At 35.8% G+C, this 21,353-nt stretch carries 25 protein-coding genes; 19 read left to right on the forward strand and 6 right to left on the reverse strand.

What is annotated here, in order from left to right; genetic code table 11:
• Positions 1 to 9: 9 nt before the first annotated feature.
• The 11 genes from B371_RS0120735 (at position 10) to B371_RS0120785 (ending at position 10,408) form a co-directional block, all read left to right on the forward strand.
• Entirely contained in the window at positions 10 to 783 is a 774-nt protein-coding gene (locus B371_RS0120735) for an SDR family NAD(P)-dependent oxidoreductase (RefSeq protein WP_019416251.1), read from the forward strand.
• A gap of 16 nt (positions 784 to 799) precedes the next feature.
• Positions 800 to 1,234, forward strand: a complete 435-nt coding sequence (locus B371_RS0120740) for a MaoC family dehydratase N-terminal domain-containing protein (RefSeq protein WP_019416252.1) — start codon at positions 800 to 802, stop codon at positions 1,232 to 1,234.
• A gap of 5 nt (positions 1,235 to 1,239) precedes the next feature.
• A complete protein-coding gene (locus B371_RS0120745) occupies positions 1,240 to 1,644 on the forward strand; it encodes a MaoC/PaaZ C-terminal domain-containing protein (protein ID WP_019416253.1) in 405 nt (134 codons plus the stop codon).
• Between the two features lie 29 nt (positions 1,645 to 1,673).
• Positions 1,674 to 3,824 (forward strand): acetate--CoA ligase family protein, encoded by a 2,151-nt coding sequence (locus B371_RS0120750; RefSeq protein WP_019416254.1) that lies wholly within the window; start codon positions 1,674 to 1,676, stop codon positions 3,822 to 3,824.
• Between the two features lie 31 nt (positions 3,825 to 3,855).
• The gene (locus B371_RS0120755; RefSeq protein WP_019416255.1) at positions 3,856 to 4,827 is read left to right on the forward strand and encodes a nitronate monooxygenase family protein; all 972 of its coding nucleotides are present in this window, start codon (positions 3,856 to 3,858) and stop codon (positions 4,825 to 4,827) included.
• A gap of 51 nt (positions 4,828 to 4,878) precedes the next feature.
• Positions 4,879 to 5,295, forward strand: coding sequence for a PaaI family thioesterase (locus B371_RS0120760; RefSeq protein WP_019416256.1), 417 nt, complete (start codon positions 4,879 to 4,881; stop codon positions 5,293 to 5,295).
• A gap of 75 nt (positions 5,296 to 5,370) precedes the next feature.
• Complete coding sequence (locus tag B371_RS0120765) at positions 5,371 to 6,525, forward strand: acyl-CoA dehydrogenase family protein (RefSeq protein ID WP_019416257.1); 1,155 nt, start codon at positions 5,371 to 5,373, stop codon at positions 6,523 to 6,525.
• Positions 6,522 to 7,580, forward strand: coding sequence for an acyl-CoA dehydrogenase family protein (locus B371_RS0120770; RefSeq protein ID WP_019416258.1), 1,059 nt, complete (start codon positions 6,522 to 6,524; stop codon positions 7,578 to 7,580). The genes B371_RS0120765 and B371_RS0120770 overlap by 4 nt, the downstream gene beginning before the upstream one ends.
• Complete coding sequence (locus tag B371_RS0120775; protein WP_019416259.1) at positions 7,573 to 8,379, forward strand: enoyl-CoA hydratase/isomerase family protein; 807 nt, start codon at positions 7,573 to 7,575, stop codon at positions 8,377 to 8,379. Before B371_RS0120770 ends, B371_RS0120775 begins: the two co-directional genes overlap by 8 nt.
• Before the next feature lie 33 nt (positions 8,380 to 8,412).
• The gene (locus B371_RS0120780) at positions 8,413 to 9,600 is read left to right on the forward strand and encodes a CaiB/BaiF CoA-transferase family protein (protein WP_019416260.1); all 1,188 of its coding nucleotides are present in this window, start codon (positions 8,413 to 8,415) and stop codon (positions 9,598 to 9,600) included.
• Between the two features lie 31 nt (positions 9,601 to 9,631).
• Positions 9,632 to 10,408 carry an IclR family transcriptional regulator gene (locus B371_RS0120785; protein ID WP_019416261.1) on the forward strand — a complete coding sequence of 259 codons (777 nt, stop codon included), beginning with the start codon at positions 9,632 to 9,634 and terminating at the stop codon, positions 10,406 to 10,408.
• A 273-nt stretch (positions 10,409 to 10,681) separates the two neighbouring features.
• On the opposite strand, the gene B371_RS0120790 is transcribed toward B371_RS0120785, so the two are convergent.
• Together B371_RS0120790 and B371_RS0120795 are read right to left on the reverse strand one after the other, a co-directional pair.
• Complete coding sequence (locus tag B371_RS0120790; protein ID WP_019416262.1) at positions 10,682 to 10,903, reverse strand: hypothetical protein; 222 nt, start codon at positions 10,901 to 10,903, stop codon at positions 10,682 to 10,684.
• 144 nt (positions 10,904 to 11,047) lie between these two features.
• Positions 11,048 to 11,344: a hypothetical protein gene (locus tag B371_RS0120795; protein WP_019416263.1), complete on the reverse strand. Its 297-nt coding sequence runs from the start codon at positions 11,342 to 11,344 to the stop codon at positions 11,048 to 11,050.
• Positions 11,345 to 11,633: 289 nt separating this feature from the next.
• Here B371_RS0120795 and B371_RS0120800 point away from each other — a divergent pair, with 289 nt between their 5' ends.
• From B371_RS0120800 to B371_RS0120820, 5 genes are all read left to right on the forward strand, one after another.
• Positions 11,634 to 11,933, forward strand: a complete 300-nt coding sequence (locus B371_RS0120800; RefSeq protein WP_019416264.1) for a DUF4359 domain-containing protein — start codon at positions 11,634 to 11,636, stop codon at positions 11,931 to 11,933.
• 469 nt (positions 11,934 to 12,402) lie between these two features.
• A complete protein-coding gene (locus B371_RS0120805; RefSeq protein WP_019416265.1) occupies positions 12,403 to 12,618 on the forward strand; it encodes a hypothetical protein in 216 nt (71 codons plus the stop codon).
• Between the two features lie 16 nt (positions 12,619 to 12,634).
• Positions 12,635 to 12,907 (forward strand): spore coat protein, encoded by a 273-nt coding sequence (locus B371_RS0120810; protein ID WP_019416266.1) that lies wholly within the window; start codon positions 12,635 to 12,637, stop codon positions 12,905 to 12,907.
• 33 nt (positions 12,908 to 12,940) lie between these two features.
• Positions 12,941 to 13,132 (forward strand): hypothetical protein, encoded by a 192-nt coding sequence (locus B371_RS0120815; protein WP_019416267.1) that lies wholly within the window; start codon positions 12,941 to 12,943, stop codon positions 13,130 to 13,132.
• Positions 13,133 to 13,146: 14 nt separating this feature from the next.
• Complete coding sequence (locus B371_RS0120820; RefSeq protein WP_019416268.1) at positions 13,147 to 13,446, forward strand: spore coat protein; 300 nt, start codon at positions 13,147 to 13,149, stop codon at positions 13,444 to 13,446.
• Positions 13,447 to 13,685: 239 nt separating this feature from the next.
• On the opposite strand, the gene B371_RS0120825 is transcribed toward B371_RS0120820, so the two are convergent.
• Positions 13,686 to 14,315, reverse strand: a complete 630-nt coding sequence (locus tag B371_RS0120825) for a hypothetical protein (RefSeq protein WP_019416269.1) — start codon at positions 14,313 to 14,315, stop codon at positions 13,686 to 13,688.
• Positions 14,316 to 15,400: 1,085 nt separating this feature from the next.
• Here B371_RS0120825 and B371_RS0120830 point away from each other — a divergent pair.
• Entirely contained in the window at positions 15,401 to 16,186 is a 786-nt protein-coding gene (locus tag B371_RS0120830) for a TerC family protein (RefSeq protein ID WP_019416270.1), read from the forward strand.
• Between the two features lie 113 nt (positions 16,187 to 16,299).
• Here B371_RS0120830 and B371_RS24350 read toward each other — a convergent pair whose 3' ends face one another.
• On the reverse strand, positions 16,300 to 16,428 hold the full coding sequence (locus B371_RS24350; protein WP_255348682.1) for a hypothetical protein: 129 nt from the start codon (positions 16,426 to 16,428) through the stop codon (positions 16,300 to 16,302).
• Positions 16,429 to 16,754: 326 nt separating this feature from the next.
• On the opposite strand from B371_RS24350, the gene B371_RS0120835 reads away from it, so the two are divergent.
• On the forward strand, positions 16,755 to 17,540 hold the full coding sequence (locus B371_RS0120835) for a SurA N-terminal domain-containing protein (RefSeq protein WP_019416271.1): 786 nt from the start codon (positions 16,755 to 16,757) through the stop codon (positions 17,538 to 17,540).
• A 183-nt stretch (positions 17,541 to 17,723) separates the two neighbouring features.
• Here the strand turns inward: B371_RS0120835 and B371_RS0120840 are convergent, their stop codons facing one another.
• On the reverse strand, positions 17,724 to 18,974 hold the full coding sequence (locus tag B371_RS0120840) for a cytochrome P450 (protein ID WP_026023159.1): 1,251 nt from the start codon (positions 18,972 to 18,974) through the stop codon (positions 17,724 to 17,726).
• A gap of 634 nt (positions 18,975 to 19,608) precedes the next feature.
• Here B371_RS0120840 and B371_RS0120845 point away from each other — a divergent pair.
• On the forward strand, positions 19,609 to 20,307 hold the full coding sequence (locus B371_RS0120845; RefSeq protein ID WP_019416273.1) for a YjjG family noncanonical pyrimidine nucleotidase: 699 nt from the start codon (positions 19,609 to 19,611) through the stop codon (positions 20,305 to 20,307).
• 77 nt (positions 20,308 to 20,384) lie between these two features.
• On the opposite strand, the gene B371_RS0120850 is transcribed toward B371_RS0120845, so the two are convergent.
• Entirely contained in the window at positions 20,385 to 21,110 is a 726-nt protein-coding gene (locus B371_RS0120850) for a hypothetical protein (RefSeq protein ID WP_019416274.1), read from the reverse strand.
• Between the last annotated feature and the right edge of the window lie 243 nt (positions 21,111 to 21,353).

Genomic DNA, 21,353 nt, shown 5'->3' on the forward strand with positions numbered 1-21,353 from the left:
AGGTAAATGATGCAAGTTGAAAATCAAGTAGTAATTATCACAGGATCGGGAAGAGGTATTGGACGTTCTATAGCACTGGAAATGGCTCAAGCAGGAGCCAAGGTAATAGTAAACGATATTGATGAGGATGTTGCGTTTTCAGTTGTAGAAGAAATAAAACAAATTGGTGGAGAAGCTATAGCTGTAATTGGGAGTGTAGCTGAGTGGAATACAGCAGAGCAATTAGTCGAAATGGCCGTAAAAGAATTTGGTACAGTCAACATTTTAATTAATAATGCAGCTGTTACAAGACCTGCAATGATAGATAAGATGACAGAGGAACAATGGGATCTAGTTAATGATGTGGGTTTAAAGGGAGTATTTTATTGTATAAAAGCAGTTGCTCCTATTTTTAAAGAACGAGGAAAACAAAATCCTGAAGCATTATCAAACGGAAAAATTATTAATATTACATCAGTTGCGGCATTAACGGGTTCAATTGGTCAAATCAATTATTCAGCAACAAAAGCTGGTGTGGTAGGCATTACCATGTCGACTGCAAGAGAGTGGGGGAAATATAGAATCCAATCCAATGCAGTTGCATTTGGAATTGTTGAAACTCGAATGACTGAAACAATCCTAACGGAAAAATTTGTAGATATATATAAAAATAAAATCGTATTAAATCGTTTTGCAAAAACTGATGATGTTGTTCCGGGAATAATGTTTTTGTCATCACCAGGTGCAAATTACATAACTGGTCATGTTTTAAATATTTCAGGAGGATATCATATTGGTGTATAAAGGATGAGGTGAAAAAATGATAGATAGAAATATCATTGGAAGGATAAGTACCCCTGAGTACTATGAAGTTGAAAAAGGCGCCATTCGTAAATTTGCCACTGCAATTGGTGACGAAAATCCAGTTTATCATAATGAGGAATATGCTAGGGAAAGAGGATATATTTCACTTCTTGCTCCTCTAACATTCCCAACGACTTTTAGAGGGAAGGTACAGGACTGGTTTAAAAGTTTAGATAAGAACCGATTATTGCACGGAGAACAGGAATATAAATATGAGCGTCGTTTCTACGCAGGTGAAAAAATAAAGTTAATAGAAAATGTAGTCGAAGTATATGAGAAAAGTGGTAAAAATGGAACAATGACATTCATTGTAAGGGACCGAGAAGGATATGATGAAGCGGATAAAAAGGTCTTTACAGAAAGGTCTACTTTCATCGTAAGAGAGGAGTAGTAGAATTGACAACTTTTAAAAAGGCGTACGAAGAAATCTCTTTTCCGGAGTTAACAAAAAGTCCAATTACTAGAGTTCAACTATCTCAATACGCAGGAGCATCAGGGGACTTTAATCCTATCCATATAGATGAAGAATTTGCAAAGAAATCTCCTCTAGGTGGTGTTATAGCTCATGGAATGCTTTCAATGGGTTTCTTAGGACAATATATCGAGAAAATTGTTGGGAATCATGGAGAGGTGAAGAACTTCAAAGTACAATTTCGGGGAATGGTTAAACCTGGAGATACAATTTCATGTGAAGCAGAACAGAAAGAATTATTGGAAAATGAGGTTACCTTCTATTTAAAAGGGATAAACCAAAATGGAGATATAGTTGTTAAAGGAGAAGCCAGGATAGAAAAAATATGACGTTTACCAATTTACAAGGAGGACTTACTTTGAACGAGCAAACTCATTTATTAAAACCGATGTTTTCACCAAAATCAATTGCTATAATAGGCGCATCAGGTGACGAGAGTAAAATTAGTTACAAACCGGTCTCAAATTTAAGAGAAGTTGGTTATGAAGGTGAAGTTTACTTAGTAAATTCAAAATATGAAGAAATCGCAGGATTTCCATGCTATAAAGACATTCAAAGCCTTCCGTTAAATATCGACCTAGCACTAATCTCCGTAAATGCCTCGAAGGTTCAAGGGTTATTGGAAGAATTACATGAAAAAAAGGTTAAAAGTGTAGTTATTCTCAGCTCAGGTTATTCGGAAATTGGTGAAAAAGGTGATAAACTAGAAAAAGAATTATCAGATTTTTCGAAAACAAAAAAAATACCGATATGTGGCCCAAACTCTTTAGGTTTAACTAATTTTAAAGAAAAGACCATAGTTTCTTTTTCAAGTTTAAAAGTCGGTGAATATGATCCCATCGCATTTATAACTCAAAGTGGAGCCCTCGGTTCCCTTACTTATACATTGGCTAAAGAAATGGGATTAGGTTTTCAATACTTCGTTTCATCCGGAAATGAAACCAGTGTGGATTTCTTTGATTATGTGAACTACTTTGCTGAAGAAGAAGAAATAAAAGTAATAGGTGGATACTTAGAAGGCGCAAGAGACTTCATTAAAATGGAAAAGGCAATAGAAGTATGCAAAGTGAAAAGTAAACCATTGGTTATAATGAAAGTAGGTAACTCGGTAAAAGGGGCAGAGGCTGCAAGCTCCCACACTGCATCACTTGCTGGTAATGCTAAGGTTTACGAAAATTACTTAAAACATAATAATGTTGTGAGAGTTTCGGATGAAGAAGAATTAACAGATACGTTGAACTTATTTACTAAAACTAAAAAACCTAAGACATCTGGCGGCGTAGCAATTATAACTCAATCTGGTGGAGCGGGAATAGTCATGGCTGATCAATGTGAATTAAGAAATATTCCGTTGGCAGAATTATCGAAAGAAACAGAAGAGAAATTAATAGAAGTATTGCCAAAATTCGCATCAGTAAAAAATCCTATTGATATTACTGCGCAAGTAAACCAAACACCAGAACAAATATTAGATGCAGTAAGAATTGTGCTTCAAGAAGATTCTGTAGAGTCTGTAGTCATTTATATTCAAATGACAGACGATCGATTTTTGCCAATTATGTCCGATTTATCCAAAATAGCGAAGAATGCCGATAAAATACTTGTCCTATGTTGGGCTGGCATACAGTCTAGCACTAAAGAGATTTTGTTCAAGTATAAAGATATTTGTTGGGTTCCCAACCCGACTAGAACAATCAATGCAGTTGCAAATGTAATGAATTATTATAAAGGATTAAAACCAGTAAATGTAGGAACAGAAAACAGTCCAAGAATTACAAAAGTGAACACGACAAAAATCACTGGAATTATGAATGAATGGGAGAGCAAGTCTCTCCTAAAACAATATGATGTGCCAGTTCCCAATGGGAGAATTATTCATAGTGCAGAAGATTTAAGAAACATAGATATACAGTTTCCTATTGTAATGAAGGCCGTGTCCTCTGATATTATGCATAAAAGTGATTATGGGTTAGTTAAATTGAATATATCATCTATGAAAGAAGCAGAAGAGGCATATAGAGAAATCTTAAGCAATAAACAAAAGTATTGTGATGATAAAAAATTAGAAAGTATCTTAGTCGAAGAAATGTCGCCAAAAGGAATAGAGGTAATTATTGGCGCAGTGCAAGATGATGTTTTTGGACCGTGTATCATGTTTGGTCTTGGTGGGATATTTGTTGAAGTAATGAAAGATGTTGTTGTAATGCCAACCCCCTTGACAGAAGAAACTGCGTTAAAGATGGTTCAATCGATAAAAAGCTTCCCCATTCTAGAAGGTGCTCGAAGTAATATAAAATATGATATATCAGGTTTGGTTAAAACACTGGTTCGTATTTCTGAATTTTGCACAGACAAAAAAGATTATTTAGTGGAATTTGATATTAATCCTTTAATCGTGCATAAGGAAGGACTTGGAGTGACTGCAGTAGATGCTTTGATCGTAGGTGAGCATAAGAGCGAGAATCAGTTTTCTTTAACCACAACATTTGAAGAAAATGGATATAAATAATTTCAATATTAGTCTAGTAAGGAGCAATTTAATGATTAAAAAAAATATCACTCAAATCAAAGATTCAATGGTGTTACCTGTTATTATGGCTCCCATGTTTTTAATTTCTAATCCTAATATGGTCATTAAAGCATGTGACTCAGGTATTGTGGGTTCTTTTCCAGCCTTGAATGCTAGAACTACAGATATTTTAGAAGAATGGATGAAACAGATTACCACTGAACTAGAGACGTTAAAAGTGAAGTATCCCCATAAAAAGATTGCTCCATGGGCTGTTAATTTTATTAGTCACCGTTCAAACAAAAGATATGACCAAGACCTTACAGTAATGAAAAAATATAAACCTCCAATTGTAATAACATCATTGGGAGACCCAAGTCCAGTGGTTAAAATTGTACACGAATATGGAGGCATTGTTTTTTCAGATGTAATCAATATTAAGTTTGCCAAAAAAGCAATAGAGAAGGGAACTGATGGTTTAATTCTTGTTTCTAACGGTGCAGGAGGACATGCTGGAATATTAAATCCCATTGCTTTTATTCATGAAGTTAGAGAATTCTGGAATGGTCCAATTGTTTTAGCTGGAGCAATATCTAAAGGTCAGGATATTCTTGCCGCTGAAGTATTGGGAGCAGATTTTGTATATATGGGTTCAAGATTTATTGCCTCTAAAGAAAGTTTGGCTGTTGATGAGTACAAAAATATGGTGATTACTTCGACGATTGAAGATGTCTTATACACAGATGCCTTCAGTGGTATAAAGGCAAATTATCTTATTCCTAGTATCGAAAGGGCAGGACTCGATCCTAGTAACCTTGTAGAAAAGAAAGAAATAGATTTTTCGTCTGTGAATAGTGACTCTCAAGTAAAGGCGTGGAAAGATATCTATGGAGCTGGTCATGGTGTTGGTGGGATAAAGGAAGTTCAATCAGTTTCAGAAATTGTAGCAGAGCTTCAAGCATCTTATAATAAAGTGAAAATAGCAATTATAAATGATAACTAAATTATTAGATTGAAAATCATGTGATGTGAAACGATAAGGTGGTTTTTAAAATTGCAAAAGGTCATACAGAATATTCGTGAAAGCTTCGAAAAAAGTGCATTCTATTCAAATATGGGGTTTGAAATTATTGATTTTGAAGAAGGGAAGGTTTTATTAAAACTTCCTATTAATGAACGTTTATTAAACGTAAATGAAACCTTGCATGGGGGTGTTCATGCAGCTATGTTAGATCAAGTTTTGGGAATGGTGACTCGAGTGACAACCAAAACACGGTGTGCAACTATTAATTTAAATATTAATTATCTTGCACCTTCAACCGATGGATCAATATTTGCTACGGCTAAAATTGTTCAACAAGGATATCGAATTGTTACTGCAGAAGGTGAAGTTTATGATGAACAAGGAAAAATTTTAGCTAAAGGAATTGGAACGTTTAAATTAATTCGAGATGTTAATTCAGGTAGTTAAGTTCTAATTCGAAACCTGATAAATCATATTAAAGGGAATTTAGTTATTGTTATTAGAAATTAAGGAGGTAAAATCTTGAAAAATCTAGACCTACCTGTCGTGAGTTTTACGGCAGAACAAAATAAATTCAGAAAAGAAGTACGTGATTTCTTACAAAAAGAGTTGAATTCAGGTTCTTTCATTTCCCATGCAGATTCATGGATGAGTGGATACTCTTCAGAATTCTCTAAAAAGCTTGGACAACAAGGATGGATTGGACTAACTTGGCCTAAAAAGTATGGCGGGCAAGAACGTTCCGCACTCGATCGTTACATAGTGACGGAAGAGTTACTAGCGATAGGTGCACCAGTCGCATCGCATTGGTTTGCGGACCGACAATCTGGTCCACTTTTTTTGAAGTTTGGAACTGAAGAACAAAGGAAATTCTTCTTACCAAAAATTGCAAAAGGAGAGTGTTATTTCTCTATTGGCCTTTCTGAACCAAACTCAGGCTCGGATTTAGCATCTATAAAAACAAAAGCTGAAAAAGTTGATGGTGGATGGCTTGTAAACGGCATGAAGACTTGGACTTCTGGTGCACATCATTCACACTATGCGATTACACTTTGCAGAACATCCCCACCTGATGAAAAGAATCGCCATGCTGGAATGAGTCAATTCGTCTTAGATCTTTCTGCTGAAGGTGTAACGATACAACCGATTCAATTTTTGACTGGAGAGCATCATTTCAATGAAGTTTTCCTTGATAATGTTTTTGTACCGGATGAACATGTCGTGGGAGAAATCGGAAATGGTTGGAAGCAAGGAATGGAAGAGCTTGCTTATGAAAGAAGTGGACCTGAACGGATACTGAGTACATTTCCTTTATTACAGGAAGCTGTTGAATATTTGAAAGAGCAAAAAGATATAAATGGACTTGCTCAAGCACTTCAACTCGTTTCTCGAATGTGGTCATTACGGAATATGTCAATCGGTGTTGCACAGATGCTTGAAAAAGGGGAAGACGTAAGCTTAACGGCTTCTTTAGTAAAAGATCTCGGCACAATATTCGAGCAGACAGTCGCTGAAACAGTTCGGTTATTAATCGATTCCACACCATCAGTTACTTCCAGCAAATTAATCGATCGATTGATGGCAGAATCAGTTCTTCACGGACCTGGATTTACATTACGCGGAGGAACGACTGAAATCCTTCGAGGAATTGTAGCAAAAGGAGTGTTAGCAAAATGAGCGAAATGCAGGAGTATATAGTAGACGCAACAAATAAAATCTTGAAAAAACATGTCACAAAAGAATTGGTTGACGCATCCGAAAAAGGGGAATGGTCAGACCAACTTTGGGATGTGCTCGTAGAATCAGGACTTGTATCTGTTGGAATTGAAGAAGGTTTAGGTGGAACAGGCGGAGATGCAACCGATGGATTTGCGATACTTCGTTTAGCAGGTAAATATGCTGCTCCGGTTCCAATCTTTGAAACTATTATTGCAGGTTGGTTATTGGCTGACCATAAGGTAGAAACAACATATGAACCGATATCATTTAGTATGAATATCGAAAGTGATTTGAATTCAAATGACTTCGTATTAAAACAAGTTCCTTGGGGCAGACATGTCAAAAAAGTCGTTTATATAGGTGAAATTAATGGTGCATTCAAAATCGCTATTCTACCTACTGATCATGCTACAGTTAAGCTCAACCAAAACTTGGCAGGTGAACCACTAGATGAATTACATTTCAGTGGAATTGAATTAGAAAAAATTACTCAATTCGATGTTGATCAACAAGATACTTTTAATAGAGTAATGACGCTAGCTGCTCTCGGAAAATCAGCGATGATGGCTGGTGCGATGGAGCAAGTTCTTGATATGTCTGTCTTTTATGCAGGAGAGCGACAGCAGTTTGGCCGTCCGATAGGAAAGTTTCAAGCGGTCCAACATCACTTGTCAGCACTTACAGCTGAAACGGCAGTTGTATTAGCAGCTCTAAATTATGCGATTGTGGCATTCCAAGAAGGTACTATAAAAGAGGAATTGCCTCTTGCAAAAATGAAGATTTCCGAGTCTGCAGGAAAAGTAGCAGGAATTGCACATCAATTACATGGTGCAATTGGAATGACACATGAACACCAACTTCATCAACTGTCCAGAAGATTGTGGGCTTGGAGAGAAGATTATGGGAATGAATCATATTGGGCTAAGAAATTAGCCAAAACTTATATTGAAAACAATGATTTAACACTTTGGGAATTCATAACGAATGAGAAAAGAGGGAATGTGAATGTCTGATTTATTATTTGATGTTGAAAATGGAATTGCAACAATTACTCTAAATCGTCCCGATTCAATCAATGCATTTAGTGGCGAAATGATTGACCTATGGATTAAAGCCCTTGAAACGGTACGCGATTCTGAAGACATCCGCGTACTTGTAGTACAAGGAAATGGACGTGGATTTTGTTCAGGTGGGGATATAAAAGAAATGATTGCAGGTCGAGGGTTTTATAAGACGGATGAAGACCGTATTTCTACAGGTCTTAAACGTAAGAACTCATTATGGCAAAAAGTCCAACGCGTACCTCTCTTGTTACAAGAAATCGATCAACCAGTTATAGCAAAAGTTCATGGGATTGCATTCGGCGCAGGTCTCGATATGGCATTAATGTGTGATATTCGGATTGCCGCTGCATCTACAAAACTTTCTGAAAGTTATGTAAAAGTAGGACTTGTACCTGGAGATGGAGCAGCCTATTTCTTGCCTCGTTTAGTGGGAACTGATCAAGCGTTGCATATGCTTTGGACGGGAGAAGTTTTTGAAGCAAAAGAAGCAAAAGAGATGGGGTTAGTGACTTTCGTAGTTGAAGATGATGAGTTGGATGCTTATGTTCAGAAATACGCTGAGCGTCTCGCTGCGGGACCACAGCAAGCAATGCGTTTAACAAAACGTGCTGTTTATCAAAGTAAGGAAATGCCACTTCGTTCATCACTTGACTTTATATCTTCCAAGATGGGCTTGGTAATGGAATTAGATGACTTTAAAGAAGGTGTCCAAGCCGTTACAGAAAAACGTAAGGCTAAGTTTAAATAAATTGTAATGCAAGTAATGTAGGAGTGAACAACTATGACTAAACCATTAGAGGATATTCGTGTTCTTGATTTATCTCGTGTATATGCTGCTCCTGCTGGTGCCGTGATGTTGGCAGATTTAGGGGCAGATGTAATAAGAGTCGAACAACCAGGTGGCACGGATAGTATGCGAGATTGGGGGCCGTTCTTAAACGGCGAGAGCACTTATTATATAAGTGCAAACCGCAACAAGCGTTCAATCACTTTAAATTTAAAAGAACAACAAGGAAAAGAAATGTTCCTCGAGCTTTTGAAGAAGTCAGACGTTGTGATTGAAAACTTTAAAACAGGCACGATGGAAAAACTCGGTTTGGGTTATGAAGAATTACGTAATGTTAATCCGCGAATTGTACTATGCTCTGTTACCGGGTTTGGTCATACTGGACCGTTAAGTAAAGCGCCAGGTTTTGATCCGGTCATACAAGCAATGAGCGGGTTAATGGATGTGACGGGAGCGAATGACGGCGAAGCGACTAGAGTAGGAATTCCAATTGCTGATATTTTAACTTCATTATATGTAGCTTTAAGTGTGACTGCTGCGCTTCGTCAAAGAGATCTGACGGGAGAAGGGCAAGCGATTGATTTATCACTTCTAGATGTACAGGTAAGTAGCATGGCGAATGTGGCCAGTGCATACTTGAATACTGGTATGATTTCAGAACGTCTTGGTAATGGACATAATAATGTAACGCCATACCAAGTGTTCCAATGCAAAGATGATCCAATTATGATTTGCGTTGGAAGTGATGGCATGTTCAAGAAATTTGCTTTGTTACTTGGCCATCCAGAATGGGGAACAGATAGTCGTTACGTAACTAATAGTGTACGTAAAGACAACGAAGTAGAGTTGGTTGGGCAAATTACGCGAATAATAGAAACGAAACCAGCACATGAGTGGTTAGTTAAATTAGAAGAATCTGGTGTACCAGCAGGTCGAGTGAATAATATCGCGCAAGCTCTCGAACAAGAGCAAGTGATTGCCCGCGACTCTGTGGAAACAATGGAACATTCAGTTGCTGGGAGCGTAAAATTAATGAAGAATCCCATGCGATTTAGTGGACTTAATATTGAAACTTTATTACCTCCACCTTCTTTGGGTGAACATACGGAGTCAGTATATAAAGAATTGCTAGGGTTAAATGAAGAACAGTTAAAAAAGTTAAAAGAGACAAATGTGATATAGTTGAAGAAAGTCCAAACGGTTAGGTGAAAATATGTTCGATGAAAACTTCCAAAAAAATTATTCGATGACAACGGTTCATAAAGCCATTCAATTATTACGTGTTTTTACGCGTGATGAAAAGAAATTAAGTTTAACAGAACTTCATAAAAAAACAGGTATCGGAAAATCAAGTTTGCAAAGACTGTTGTCTACTTTAGTACACGAACGTTTCCTGATGAAGGATGAAGCAACGAAACTATACTCACTTGGTATAGAGTTATTTTTCTTGGGAAATTTAGTGGAGAAGAATGATGCCTTTTTGTCGGTAGCTATTCCAGTCATGGAAAAATTGAATCAATCAACTAAAGAAAATATCTCAATAAGTTTGATGGATCAAAATGAGCGTCGATGTATACATAATCTAGCAAGTCATCACGAGTTATCGGCATTGACTTATATAGGGAATACATCACCTTTATATGCTGGAGCTTCTGCAAAAGTACTTCTAGCATTCCAAAGCGATGATTTTATCCGCAAATATTTAAATGAAACAGAGTTTAAACGAATAACGGATTCTACAATTACTTCAGCAGATGACCTGATTGAAGACCTTGGAAAGATACGTAAAAGGGGATATGCGATTTCCTATGGTGAGCGAGTGAAGGGCGCTATATCGATTAGTGCTCCAATAAGTAACCGATTCAAAGAAGTTTTCGCGGATTTAACAATCACTTTCCCAAGTGTTCGAGAAGAAGAATATAATTTAGAGAAGTTTACGGAAGATTTATTAGACGGCACGGCAGAAATCGAACGTAATATGAAGTCATAGTTTTCATCCTTTATTTAATTCTGATTTCACGATTAGTAGTTTTTTTGAAACTTCGTTATCAGTGTAGCTCAAAATGAATGATGTCAGACCAACATCATCAAAAAGCGCCAACTCCTTCTTAGAGAGTTGACGCTTTTTTGTTTTTCCATAGTGCACCCTTAAGTAAGGAGGAATTTGGAAGGAGAATATGGTGCAAAACAGAAGTATAGAGCGACTTGCTGCAATATTTTGATAATATCTTCTCCATGGATTAAGAAAGGGATTGCTTGTACTTTAAAGGTACCCGTTTATTCGTGATTTATCTTCCTCAATTATCTCACTTCGTAAATCTTTAATGCTATCTTTACGTCGATCGTTTTTCTCCTGGATTGAAGCAAGTTCTTTGCCATCTGCGAAGTGCATGGCTTCCTCTGCTGCTTCCATGTTATTAATTGTTTTCTTGAGCCGTTCTTCATTATCAGCGGAATCATTTGGTCTTGGGGTGGTATTAGCCATTATAATGTCCTCCTTTTAAATTCAAAAAATCCTACAATACATAGCATTCCCAAGTTTTAAAAATCAATGAAATTTGAGTGGTAAATTTGTGGTACAGAATTAATGAAGTAATTCTTAATTAATTGAAAGGATTAGATACACCTATCAACCCGGATAAGTTTCTAAAAACTCTTCATGGCTAATTGCATATACTTTTTGATAATTAGTTATCGCGTTCATTCGAGCCACAATACGTGAATCTTCTATCATATATTTTTTCATTTGATGGATCTCTTCGCTATTTTGTGAATAATGCAATTCGATTTTTTCCATAGCAAAGTCGAATAACGTGATTATTTCTTTTTTATTGGTGGTTTCAGGAATGAACACATAGTATTCATATTCATCTCTAATTCCTAGAAATTCCCCAGAATCGTCCTTGAAATATTTAAATAATATCATCTAATTGCTCCTTTTATTTTATATCCTTATTGTAGTCAATTAGAATAGCATTTATTCATGAAACCAGGGAGAGATGGATATTTAACAGCCAAATTGTACATAATAATATAGTCAGCGAGACTTTTGAGCACTAGAGTAAACAGTTTGAAAGTCTGTTTCATAAATTCCAATAATCATTAGTAATCTATTGGATTCTTGAATAGGAGTAATATTCGTCTTCTTTCCTAGGATTTATTAGTATCAATAATCAATATTTTGTCAATACTAGTTTAAAAGAGGTGGAAGCAACATGAAAAAAAAATATTATTTTATAATTACCCTGTTAATTGTAGTTCTCTTTGCCTTAACATCTAATCCCTCAAAAGATGATTATGTCTCTTTTGTTAAAGATGAAAGCAACGACGGATTACTTGGGATGATCACGGGACCAATAACTGATTCGTTAACCACTAAGAAGAATTATGGTGTTTTTTCTTTATATGAAACCAAATATGATGAAAAAGAAGAAGAAAAGCTTTTAGCAGTTGGTCTTTTCAATAATTTTATTTGGGTTAATAACCCCGAAGAAGAAAGTACACCTAAAAAATGAGGTAACTGAAAAAAACTTAAGTTATCTTACATTTAAAAAGAAGACATTTCGTTCGATTATGAACGAAATGTCTTCTTTTTTTCCTATCCCATCTTTCATTAAGATCATAACTCGTTTACTACGAATATGCCCATGACTCCTTACATTTGCATACCAAATTCCGCTTATACATTGGAAGAATCAGCGTAGGCACCTTTCTAGTGGTGTGTTAGGAGGAGCGAGAAGTCTGGCAGTGATTTCTAGTCTGATTTCTGACTGGAACCCATCCACAAAATGCCGAAGCGTTTATTAAAGGAAATAATTAGGTCAGTCTATAAAAACGGATTTTGTAGCGGCCACTGCAAAGCTGGAACCATGTTGTTTCGCTTGTTAAATTTTCTCTGATTAGCCTCTCTACTTCAAGCCACATTAAGTATATTTTAAATCATCTTAAGCAAAACTAAGGTTGACAAAATAGGAGGGGAAAGGAATGGAAAGTCAAAAATTTGGTGTACATGAAGTGACTGATATGCGTGAATTAATTAATTTTAAAGTTGCTTGTCTTTCAGAGGCTAAATCACGGTTAGGAAAGGTAGAGAATCCCGAGCTAAAGAAGTTAGTCGAAACAAGTGTTGAGTTAGGAACTCATACGGTAAACAATATGAAAGCAATACTTAGTACAGCGATCACCCAAATGAAACAATAGAAGGGCAGGGTTAACCGTGGATACAAAACAATTGAGCTTCGAGGATCATGTAATTGCAACCGATATGCTTTTTGAAACAAAGGCAGCAATTAAAGATTTTGCGACTGCAATTACAGAATCTACTTCGCCTGAAATACACACATTTTTAACGAAAGAATTAAGTAGTACGATAGCCCAGCATGAGAAGATATATGGATTTCTTCAGGATAGAGGCATTTATGATGCTTATAATGTTCCAGAGCAATTACAAAAAGACGTTGGATATGCGAGCAAAGTCTTAAACCAGTAAAACGACAACCTAAACGGAACTGAGGTGAAGGATATGCGTGAAAATCTAGGTGTACATGAATCATTAGAATTACATGAACTTCTTACTTTTAAAAGTTTGTGCTTAACCAAATCATTTATCATGCAAGGATTAGTGAAGGATGAAAAATTAAAGGAAATCATGCAACAAGATGTTAACATGTCCTCTCGACATCTTAAAGAATTAAAAAAACATTTAATCAATTAGGGGGGTAATGAAAATTGAATCAAATAATTGCTAAGTTAACTGGGATGGCTCCTATGACGGATCAAATCATAGCGACGGATGTTCTTATTGCGGCTAAGTCTGCTATAAAAAATTATTCACTAGCTATTACGGAGACAGCAACTTCAGAAGTGCGTCTTACATTAATCAAACAGCTAGAGGATGCTATTGAGTTTCATAAAACGATTTCTTCTTTTATGATTGATAAAGGATACTACAATCCTTACGACACTAATAAACAACTTCAAGTTGATATGAATTTTGTTGATCAAGCAATAAAACTTGCAAATGATTAACCGGGCTAACTGATCATTTTAGTCCTCAATTTATTAACAGTACTGACATGATTAAGTAAAGAACTCCGCAATTGTAAGACACCTTCAAGCTGGTATAATCCAGACTTGAGGTGTCTATTGTTTGAGCGTTTAATTAAGCGGTCGTCAGTTATTTGTGTCACTGAACAGGAGCTAAGTAGGAATAAAAAATCCTTCCTACCAACCTAGATTACAATTTATAATATTTGCTTGATCATTCCTTAACTTTCCTGGGAAACAGAGCTCTTTTTTTCTTTAATACTAGTGTACAATGTTTCTGCCTTGGTAAAAGCCCACTGAAGCGCCAGGCCTTGTATCGCAATACCAATAATGGATATACCTGTTAGAGTCCATATTGATATCGGGTTTTCAATTATGAATGTACCATGACCAAAAAAGAATAAATAACCAGATAATACGTACAATGCATCGTAATAAGTTTGAACAGAGCTTTCTAAGTGCCAAATAACCCAGGTCTCCGCAAACAATACAACGACCAGTATGGATACTATTAAACTCACGGATTGAAAAGAAAGTTTTTTTACATATGGTGAAATATAATACTTAGTAATAGTTTTTATCCTAAAGAAATATATTAACCGTACAATTCTGGCTGCCTGGAAGAATTGATCAAATGGAATGATGGCAATTACAAGAAAGGGATTTTTCTTTACAAAGTTCCACTTTTCCTTAGACGTTAATAGGCGAATGAAAAAGTCGATAAAAAAGATTCCCCATACTATCCAATTTATGGTCGAATTATACGTGTCTTCGGTCCACAGGGTAACAAGGGTCAGCATAACAAGTAAAATCATTATGCCCTCATATACTATTTTCATTAATTGTTGCATAATAAATCCCTCACATCTTAGTCTAGTATATAAGAAAAGCAATGGAAGTGACTACCTTTTAAGCAAAATAAGCAAATTGTTAAAGTGAAAATAGTTTCTTTTATTATGAAATCAATTGTTACATGAATGTGTAACTTTCGTATAAGTGAAATAATATTAAAAGATTAAATTGACATTGGAGCAGTTAATAGAATATAGTATAAATAATTAGTTAAATAATAGTTCTCCTAAAGGGGAGTAGCTTTAACAGCAGGGTCGTCATTACGGAGGTTTCTAACCTCCCGGCTTTGTTGGCAACGACTTCGTTGTTAGCAAGACCTTTACCAATTGGTAAAGGTCTTTTTATTTTTAAAAACCTTTGCCGTTTCCGGTAAAGGTTTTTTTTATTGAACGGAAACTAACCAATTGAGTGAATTAACAACTAACTGTAAGGTTTAGGAGGTCTGATAAAGGGAAATTGGGTAATATGTGAAAGGAGACTAGATAATAGGGGTCGTTTCCATTTGCGATGATTATATAGTGAAAAATAGTGTCTACTATTCTACCAAACTTAAATGAAAAAATGGAGTGAGCTGTACTTTCACACCTTTTTCGGGGGCATAGAAACCCATGATTACGGGCAACCTTTTGGATGAATAAATTAAAGCTGGTCCAATTGTAAGCGAAGCAGACTTCACTGTTACTTATTCTTTACTTTAAAGCCAATATCGAACTTTTTAGTAAACAAATATATCTTAGTACACATGTTTTTATCTGAACAATAGCTCGTGAATTCCTTGGCTGCAAATAAACTATTGGGTTAATGATTTTGGGAAAAACATTGAATGATCCCGTCATAATGACATTGCTGCTCATTGAGCTAAAAACGAAGAACCCCAACTAGTTTAGGAACTAGTATGAACAACGGTGAATCATTCTAATCAGCGATTTTAGAGCGAAATAGGGAAAGAAGTTGCAAACATTCTAATTTCCCTCAATCAATCAATATTGCTTGTAAAGTTAAGGAATTTAACTTCATGGTAAATTATTAAATATCATGAATCGCCGAAAGTAAGTAAATGGAATATTAATTGGAGGAATTTTATATGGATATATCAATGTTACTGGAATATGGATGGGTGTTAATTGTATTAATACTACTTGAAGGATTATTGGCAGCAGACAATGCACTTGTATTAGCTATTATGGTTAAGCATCTCCCAGAGGCAGAGAGAAGAAGAGCTTTGTTCTACGGACTTGCAGGTGCATTCGTGTTCCGCTTTGGTTCATTATTTGTAATCTCATTCCTTGTAGGTGTATGGCAGGTCCAGGCAATTGGAGCATTGTATCTGTTATTCATTGCACTTAATCATATTTTGAGGAAACTCTATTTCAACAAATTAGTTGACAAAAATAAAGATGAAAAAGAAAAAAAGAAAGCTGGTTTTTGGTTTACGGTCTTCAAAGTAGAATTAGCAGATATCGCTTTTGCGGTTGACTCAATTTTAGCTGCTGTTGCCCTAGCAATAACTCTTCCTAATACAAACCTCCCTCAGATTGGAGGTATGGATGGTGGTAAGTTCCTCGTCATATTTACCGGTGGATTAATAGGCTTAATCATCATGCGTTTTGCTGCAAATTACTTTGTGAGCTTACTCCATTCAAGACCAGGGCTAGAGATTGCCGCATTTGCGATTGTTGGATGGGTTGGTGTTAAGCTTGTTGTTTTAACATTAGGACATCCAGATGTAGGGATAATCTCATATGAATTTGCTCATTCACTTGAGTGGAAGCTAATCTTTTACTTCGTTCTAATTGGAATCGCTACAGCAGGTTGGTTCCTATCTAAAGATCGGGACAAGAAAGAGCCTACAGAAAATAATTCATTATAATCTAGAAAGGTGTTTATCCTGGAGCATCCCTACTATAGATACTTCTATGATTCACACCCTATGAGAAAAACCAAGCAAAATACATCCGAACCTTTATTATCAATGAGTTGGTGTTAGTAGAAAATGGTTTTCCAACCTGTTTCTATATCGATTTTCTGGTTCACTTCGGACGGTAAAATAACTGCACCATAATAGACGATTGAGTGACTGTCACTCAATCGTCTATTCGTTTTGTAGCTCATTTTGCGTCCTACGCTCCCCTATAATGGTGCGTGGAGTCAGGCAGAGCAAATCTTGAAAGGACGAAAACCCATAAATAGTTTAGACGTTCTTGTTAACTTATATAAGCTCTCGACTCTGCTGTCTGCTTACAATTATAACCAAATTTTACTCTAATATTGTAATAAGTTTAGCTAAATATTACTATACGAATTATAGATGACAAACAGAAGTCAATTTGAAGTCTATTGATGGTATAGCTTTAACTTTTCCAGAACCTCATGTTAAGATGCACTCTAGGCTTTACAAAATAGTGAGTATGAAAGATTTGAGAGGGGTTTACACAATCATGAATTTTAAAAAAATATTACTTCCAATTGTAGCTGGGGCACTAGTACTAGGTTTATCAGCTTGCAACGCAGAAGATAAAATAGCAAAAGACGAAGCAGCACAAGTAGAAAAAAATCAAGAAAGTGCTAGTACTATAGAGCCAACAAAAGAACAGAAAACAGCAGCTGACGAAATGCAAGCTAAGTTAGCAGAACAACAAGTAGACAAGAGTCAAATTGTTGCTGTTGTAAATGATGAAGAACTTGTAGGAGTAGATTATAATGCTGCGTTGATGTCAATCCAAGGTCAAATGCAACAATCGGGTCAGGACCCAACTAGTAAAGAAGGGGCTGAACAAGTCAAAACGCAAGCACTTGATATGATTGTTAATCAAACATTGATACTTCAAAAAGCAAAAGAAGCTAAATTGACAGCATCTGAAAAAGAAGTTGATGAAAAATATGCATCATTCGAAGAACAATTCGGTGGTGAAAAAGGATTGATGGAAGCGCTCAAAGCTCAAAGTATGGATATCGACACATTGAAAAAAGACATTAGTGATTCAATCCTATTTGAAAAATATAAAGATAAAGTAGTTCCTGCTGACGAAGTAACGGCTAAAGAAATTCAAGACTACTATGATCAAGCTGCCGCTCAAGTAAAAGAATCTGGACAGGAACTTCCGTCACTTGAGGAAGCTAGTGAAGAAATTAAAGGAATCCTTGAAGAACAACAACAACAAGAATTACTTGCCGCACATATTGAAGAATTAAAACCAAATGCAAAAATCGAATTAAAGATTTAAATAATAATGACTAGGGGAAAGGCATTATTCCTCTATATACAAAACAGGTATTAGGATATTTCCTAATACCTGTTTATTGGTTTTTGAGAAAGAGTTTCAAATGATTTCTACTAGTATGAGTGAATAAAAAGCACCTATTAAATCTTTGTACCGTAAGTTTGAGCTTTGGTATCATCCCAGTAATCATTGTCGTCTAATATTACTCATTATAAATCCACTTTCAGGTAATGTTGGCATTTTAACTAAACTGTAGCTTATGTCCTGATCTGGAATATCGAATGTAATCTTGTTTACGAGGAAATCAAGGCTTACTTTCATGACTTCGACGGTTATGCCTTCGCCTGGACAACGATGACCTTGAGTTGGGTCACCACCACCTTGAGGAATAAAATCAAATAAATTACTCTTCCTTTCCTTGAAACGATCAGGTATGAAATCATTTGGGTTTTCCCAGTTTTGAGGATCGTGATTTGTACCATACATATCAAGAAATACCAACATTCCTTTTTCAAAACGAAAATCATTCCAAATGAAACCCTTTCGAACTTTTGCTCCTAAAAAAGGACCAAAGGGGTAGAATCGGCGAACTTCTTGTACAAACATTTCAAGTTCTTTTTTGTCGCCTGATTGCAATTTCTCTATATGCTCTGGATGTTCATACAAAGCTAATGCTGTAAAGGTTATAAATGTGGAAATTGCAACAATTGGCCGTAATACATTAATGAGTTCTACTGCGGCAATTTGTGTATTTAATTGGCCACCTTCTAGTTTTTTATAAAAGGCAATTTCATACAGTGCGGAACCTTCCATAACCGTAAGCTTTCCTTCTCGAACGTCATCAATAACACTTCTAATCCACTCTTCAGTTCTATTCCTTGCTCTTCTACCAGTCCAGTGTCGTGGACCAACAGCGCCAAATGCGTCAACCATTGCACTGAAGTCGTTTGCCCGCTCTTTGACCTCTGATTCCTTTAGAGGAACTCCAGCCCACTCACATGCAATTCGACATAAAATATTTTTTGACTCATCAAAAAGTACAACCTGTTTTACGCTTTCCCATTTACTAATAGAAGATTGCCAATGCTCCATAGTAAGTTTGGCTAGTTGCATTTCATGTTTAGGAGTCATAAGAGACATAAAAAGAAGCTTCCGGTGAATATGTGCTTCTCCATCCATCGTCTGAACTCCATCTTCACCTAGTAATGATTTCTGTATCCTCTTAGGAATTGCACTGCTTCGTTGAAATCGTTCAGAATCGTAAAACACCTTAGCAGCATCTTCTCCACTCATACAGATGACTTTTTGTCCCATCAATCGAGATTCGAATAGATTGGATTGATATCGGTCAACTCTATTTCCAATAAAAAGGTATCCTTCTCGCATAAGGGAGAGACTGTTATCAAGGTTTTTATCATGAGGCACTTTTTCGTTCATTGACATAAATATTAACCAGCCTTTCCTATTAAATTAAGTTATTTTAAAAAGCATTAATACTTAAGTATTGAAACATCCCATTGTTTTTAAACACGAGAGTATGAAAATTGAACTTTCAAAAGAAGGACATTAAATTATTTAACCTGTGTGTCAATTTCATAATAAAAAAATCTAGTATTAAAATCCGAACAAAGTTGATTTCCGCTCCATGCGGACGCTTTCCGTGGGGCACGGCTTCAATCTCCGCGGGCCAACAGGATGTTGGCCCGCGAAGACGTTGACTCGCGTAGTGGCGTTCTCAGCCTTCGTTCCTTAGTGTTATTGCGGGGCTTTCAGCTCGTACTATTCCCACTGGAGTCGCCGCCTTACGCTACAATCAAACGATACCTGTCTAAAATTACCAGATAACAATTAAATGTTCGTGTTTATTATCTAATTGAGGAGTTATGGAATTGACTCATGTAGGAAGTTGAAAATCATTAGACTTAATTGTATATCTGTGTTGAAAAATTCTAATAAACCTCTATAATTGCAATATCAAAGACTTTATAAGAAATTCAGTAAAAGGAAAACTATAAGATGCTTTAAAAGCTATAGAATGATTTAAGCGAACAGTGAAAAGGTGGAGAAGCTTGTGAAATATGATGTCTTATTATTTGATTTAGATGACACATTGTTCGATTTTAGTGAGACTGAGAAGTATGCGCTTAATAATACATTCCATGCATATGGGATGCCTAATGGAATAAAGGATTATAGAGCAAGCTATAAGAAGATAAGCTCAGGACTCTGGAACGATTTAGAGAATGGTCTTGTGACACTTACCGATCTAAAAATCGAGCGATTTAAGAGACTATTCCTCCAGTATAAACTGACACTAAATCCAGAAGATTTTAGTCAAACATATATAGAGAATTTAGGTAAACAAGCACATATCTTTGATGGTGCACAACAGATGTTGAAGAACCTTTCTAGTTATAGACTTGTTATTTTGACGAATGGTTTTCAAGATGTACAACATGCTAGGATTGCTCTTTCGTCTCTGAAACATACATTTGAAGCAATTATTACTTCGGAAGAGTCAGGTTATCAAAAGCCGCAATCGGAATTTTTTGAATATGCTTTTAATAAATTACAACTTTCTAATAAGCAAAATGTGTTAATGATAGGTGATTCTCTAACTTCAGATATTCAAGGCGGGAATAATTTTGGAATTGATACTTGTTGGTTTAACCCTCATAAAAAAGAAAATACAACAACCATTAAGCCGACATTTGAAATTAGTAATTACAATGAATTAGAACAAATTGTAAAACGGGTTCCAGCAGAATAGCTTTAGAATATAAAAAATAAACAGGTATTAGGAAGTATCCTAATACCTGTTATATTGTTCGTTTGGTAAAAGAAAGATTAGTGTCCGGTCAGATCTTCGTATCCAGTCATAGTATCCATATGGCTAGCAATCATAGCGATAATTGTACTTGCCTCATCTTTTGTAAAGGAGAAAATACTTTCGTCTTTGTAAAGTTCCGCATCATCTGTCCAGATTCGGTTAACTCTGCGAAGGACACCATTTCCAGTAGAACTAATAACCCCAAATTGATAAGTAATTTCAACTTCATCCTCAATTAGGAAAGCAGTAACTTCCGGTGATTCCCATTCAACACCAAGTTCCTCAAGTGAGTTTTCATCATCTACAAGTTCACCAATGAAATAATCATCATCGTCGTCGTCATCATCTAGAAGAACAAATTCATCGTCATCATCTAGAAGAACATACTCATCTTCATCGTCGTCATCATCATCAAGATACAAGTCACTATCATCATTCATAAAATTATGGAAACTTTCATGAACTGCGTCAACCACATCTTCGATATCTGAAAGAATTATTCTAGCTGGTTGTTTAAATTCCAAATCAAAACTTTCTACATAAAATTCTTCATTGTGTGGATCAAAGAGGAGGGTGCAGAAGAATTCTCTTTCATCATCTTCTGTCTCTACAAAAAATTCAATTCGTGGATGTTTTGCACTCTGATCAATCGTCATATGACCGGTCTGATCATACTTTTCACAAATCGAATTCAGATTATCTTGAAGCTCTCCACTTACCCTGTTAAACCATTCCATAGACATACTTAACCGCCCCTTTTTTGTTTATTCTTGTTTCTATTTTTTATCTTTTCCCAAATTCTCTATTTATTGCATGCCATTTATATCCAATCAATAAATTATCTCACTTGTTACTGATTCATCTTGAGTATTCATAATAAGCAAAATGGATTTACATATTAATCTTTACACTTGAGTCAATTTCATAATAAAAAGTTTAGTAATAATATCCGAACAAAGTTGATTTCCGCTCCATGCGGACGCTTT

The organism is Paenisporosarcina sp. TG20 (assembly GCF_000286315.1).
Taxonomy (GTDB): domain Bacteria; phylum Bacillota; class Bacilli; order Bacillales_A; family Planococcaceae; genus Paenisporosarcina.

What these genes read in the sequence shown, in the direction of transcription:
- B371_RS0120735 (WP_019416251.1), top strand. Translation starts at nt 10, where the DNA reads ATGCAAGTTGAAAATCAAGTAGTAATTATCACAGGATCGGGAAGAGGT.
- B371_RS0120740 (WP_019416252.1), top strand. Translation starts at nt 800, where the DNA reads ATGATAGATAGAAATATCATTGGAAGGATAAGTACCCCTGAGTACTAT.
- B371_RS0120755 (WP_019416255.1), top strand. Translation starts at nt 3,856, where the DNA reads ATGATTAAAAAAAATATCACTCAAATCAAAGATTCAATGGTGTTACCT.
- B371_RS0120770 (WP_019416258.1), top strand. Translation starts at nt 6,522, where the DNA reads ATGAGCGAAATGCAGGAGTATATAGTAGACGCAACAAATAAAATCTTG.
- B371_RS0120775 (WP_019416259.1), top strand. Translation starts at nt 7,573, where the DNA reads ATGTCTGATTTATTATTTGATGTTGAAAATGGAATTGCAACAATTACT.
- B371_RS0120780 (WP_019416260.1), top strand. Translation starts at nt 8,413, where the DNA reads ATGACTAAACCATTAGAGGATATTCGTGTTCTTGATTTATCTCGTGTA.
- B371_RS0120785 (WP_019416261.1), top strand. Translation starts at nt 9,632, where the DNA reads ATGTTCGATGAAAACTTCCAAAAAAATTATTCGATGACAACGGTTCAT.
- B371_RS0120790 (WP_019416262.1), bottom strand. Translation starts at nt 10,903, where the DNA reads ATGGCTAATACCACCCCAAGACCAAATGATTCCGCTGATAATGAAGAA.
- B371_RS0120795 (WP_019416263.1), bottom strand. Translation starts at nt 11,344, where the DNA reads ATGATATTATTTAAATATTTCAAGGACGATTCTGGGGAATTTCTAGGA.
- B371_RS0120800 (WP_019416264.1), top strand. Translation starts at nt 11,634, where the DNA reads ATGAAAAAAAAATATTATTTTATAATTACCCTGTTAATTGTAGTTCTC.
- B371_RS0120805 (WP_019416265.1), top strand. Translation starts at nt 12,403, where the DNA reads ATGGAAAGTCAAAAATTTGGTGTACATGAAGTGACTGATATGCGTGAA.
- B371_RS0120815 (WP_019416267.1), top strand. Translation starts at nt 12,941, where the DNA reads ATGCGTGAAAATCTAGGTGTACATGAATCATTAGAATTACATGAACTT.
- B371_RS0120825 (WP_019416269.1), bottom strand. Translation starts at nt 14,315, where the DNA reads ATGCAACAATTAATGAAAATAGTATATGAGGGCATAATGATTTTACTT.
- B371_RS0120830 (WP_019416270.1), top strand. Translation starts at nt 15,401, where the DNA reads ATGGATATATCAATGTTACTGGAATATGGATGGGTGTTAATTGTATTA.
- B371_RS24350 (WP_255348682.1), bottom strand. Translation starts at nt 16,428, where the DNA reads ATGAGCTACAAAACGAATAGACGATTGAGTGACAGTCACTCAATCGTC.
- B371_RS0120835 (WP_019416271.1), top strand. Translation starts at nt 16,755, where the DNA reads ATGAATTTTAAAAAAATATTACTTCCAATTGTAGCTGGGGCACTAGTA.
- B371_RS0120840 (WP_026023159.1), bottom strand. Translation starts at nt 18,974, where the DNA reads ATGAACGAAAAAGTGCCTCATGATAAAAACCTTGATAACAGTCTCTCC.
- B371_RS0120850 (WP_019416274.1), bottom strand. Translation starts at nt 21,110, where the DNA reads ATGTCTATGGAATGGTTTAACAGGGTAAGTGGAGAGCTTCAAGATAAT.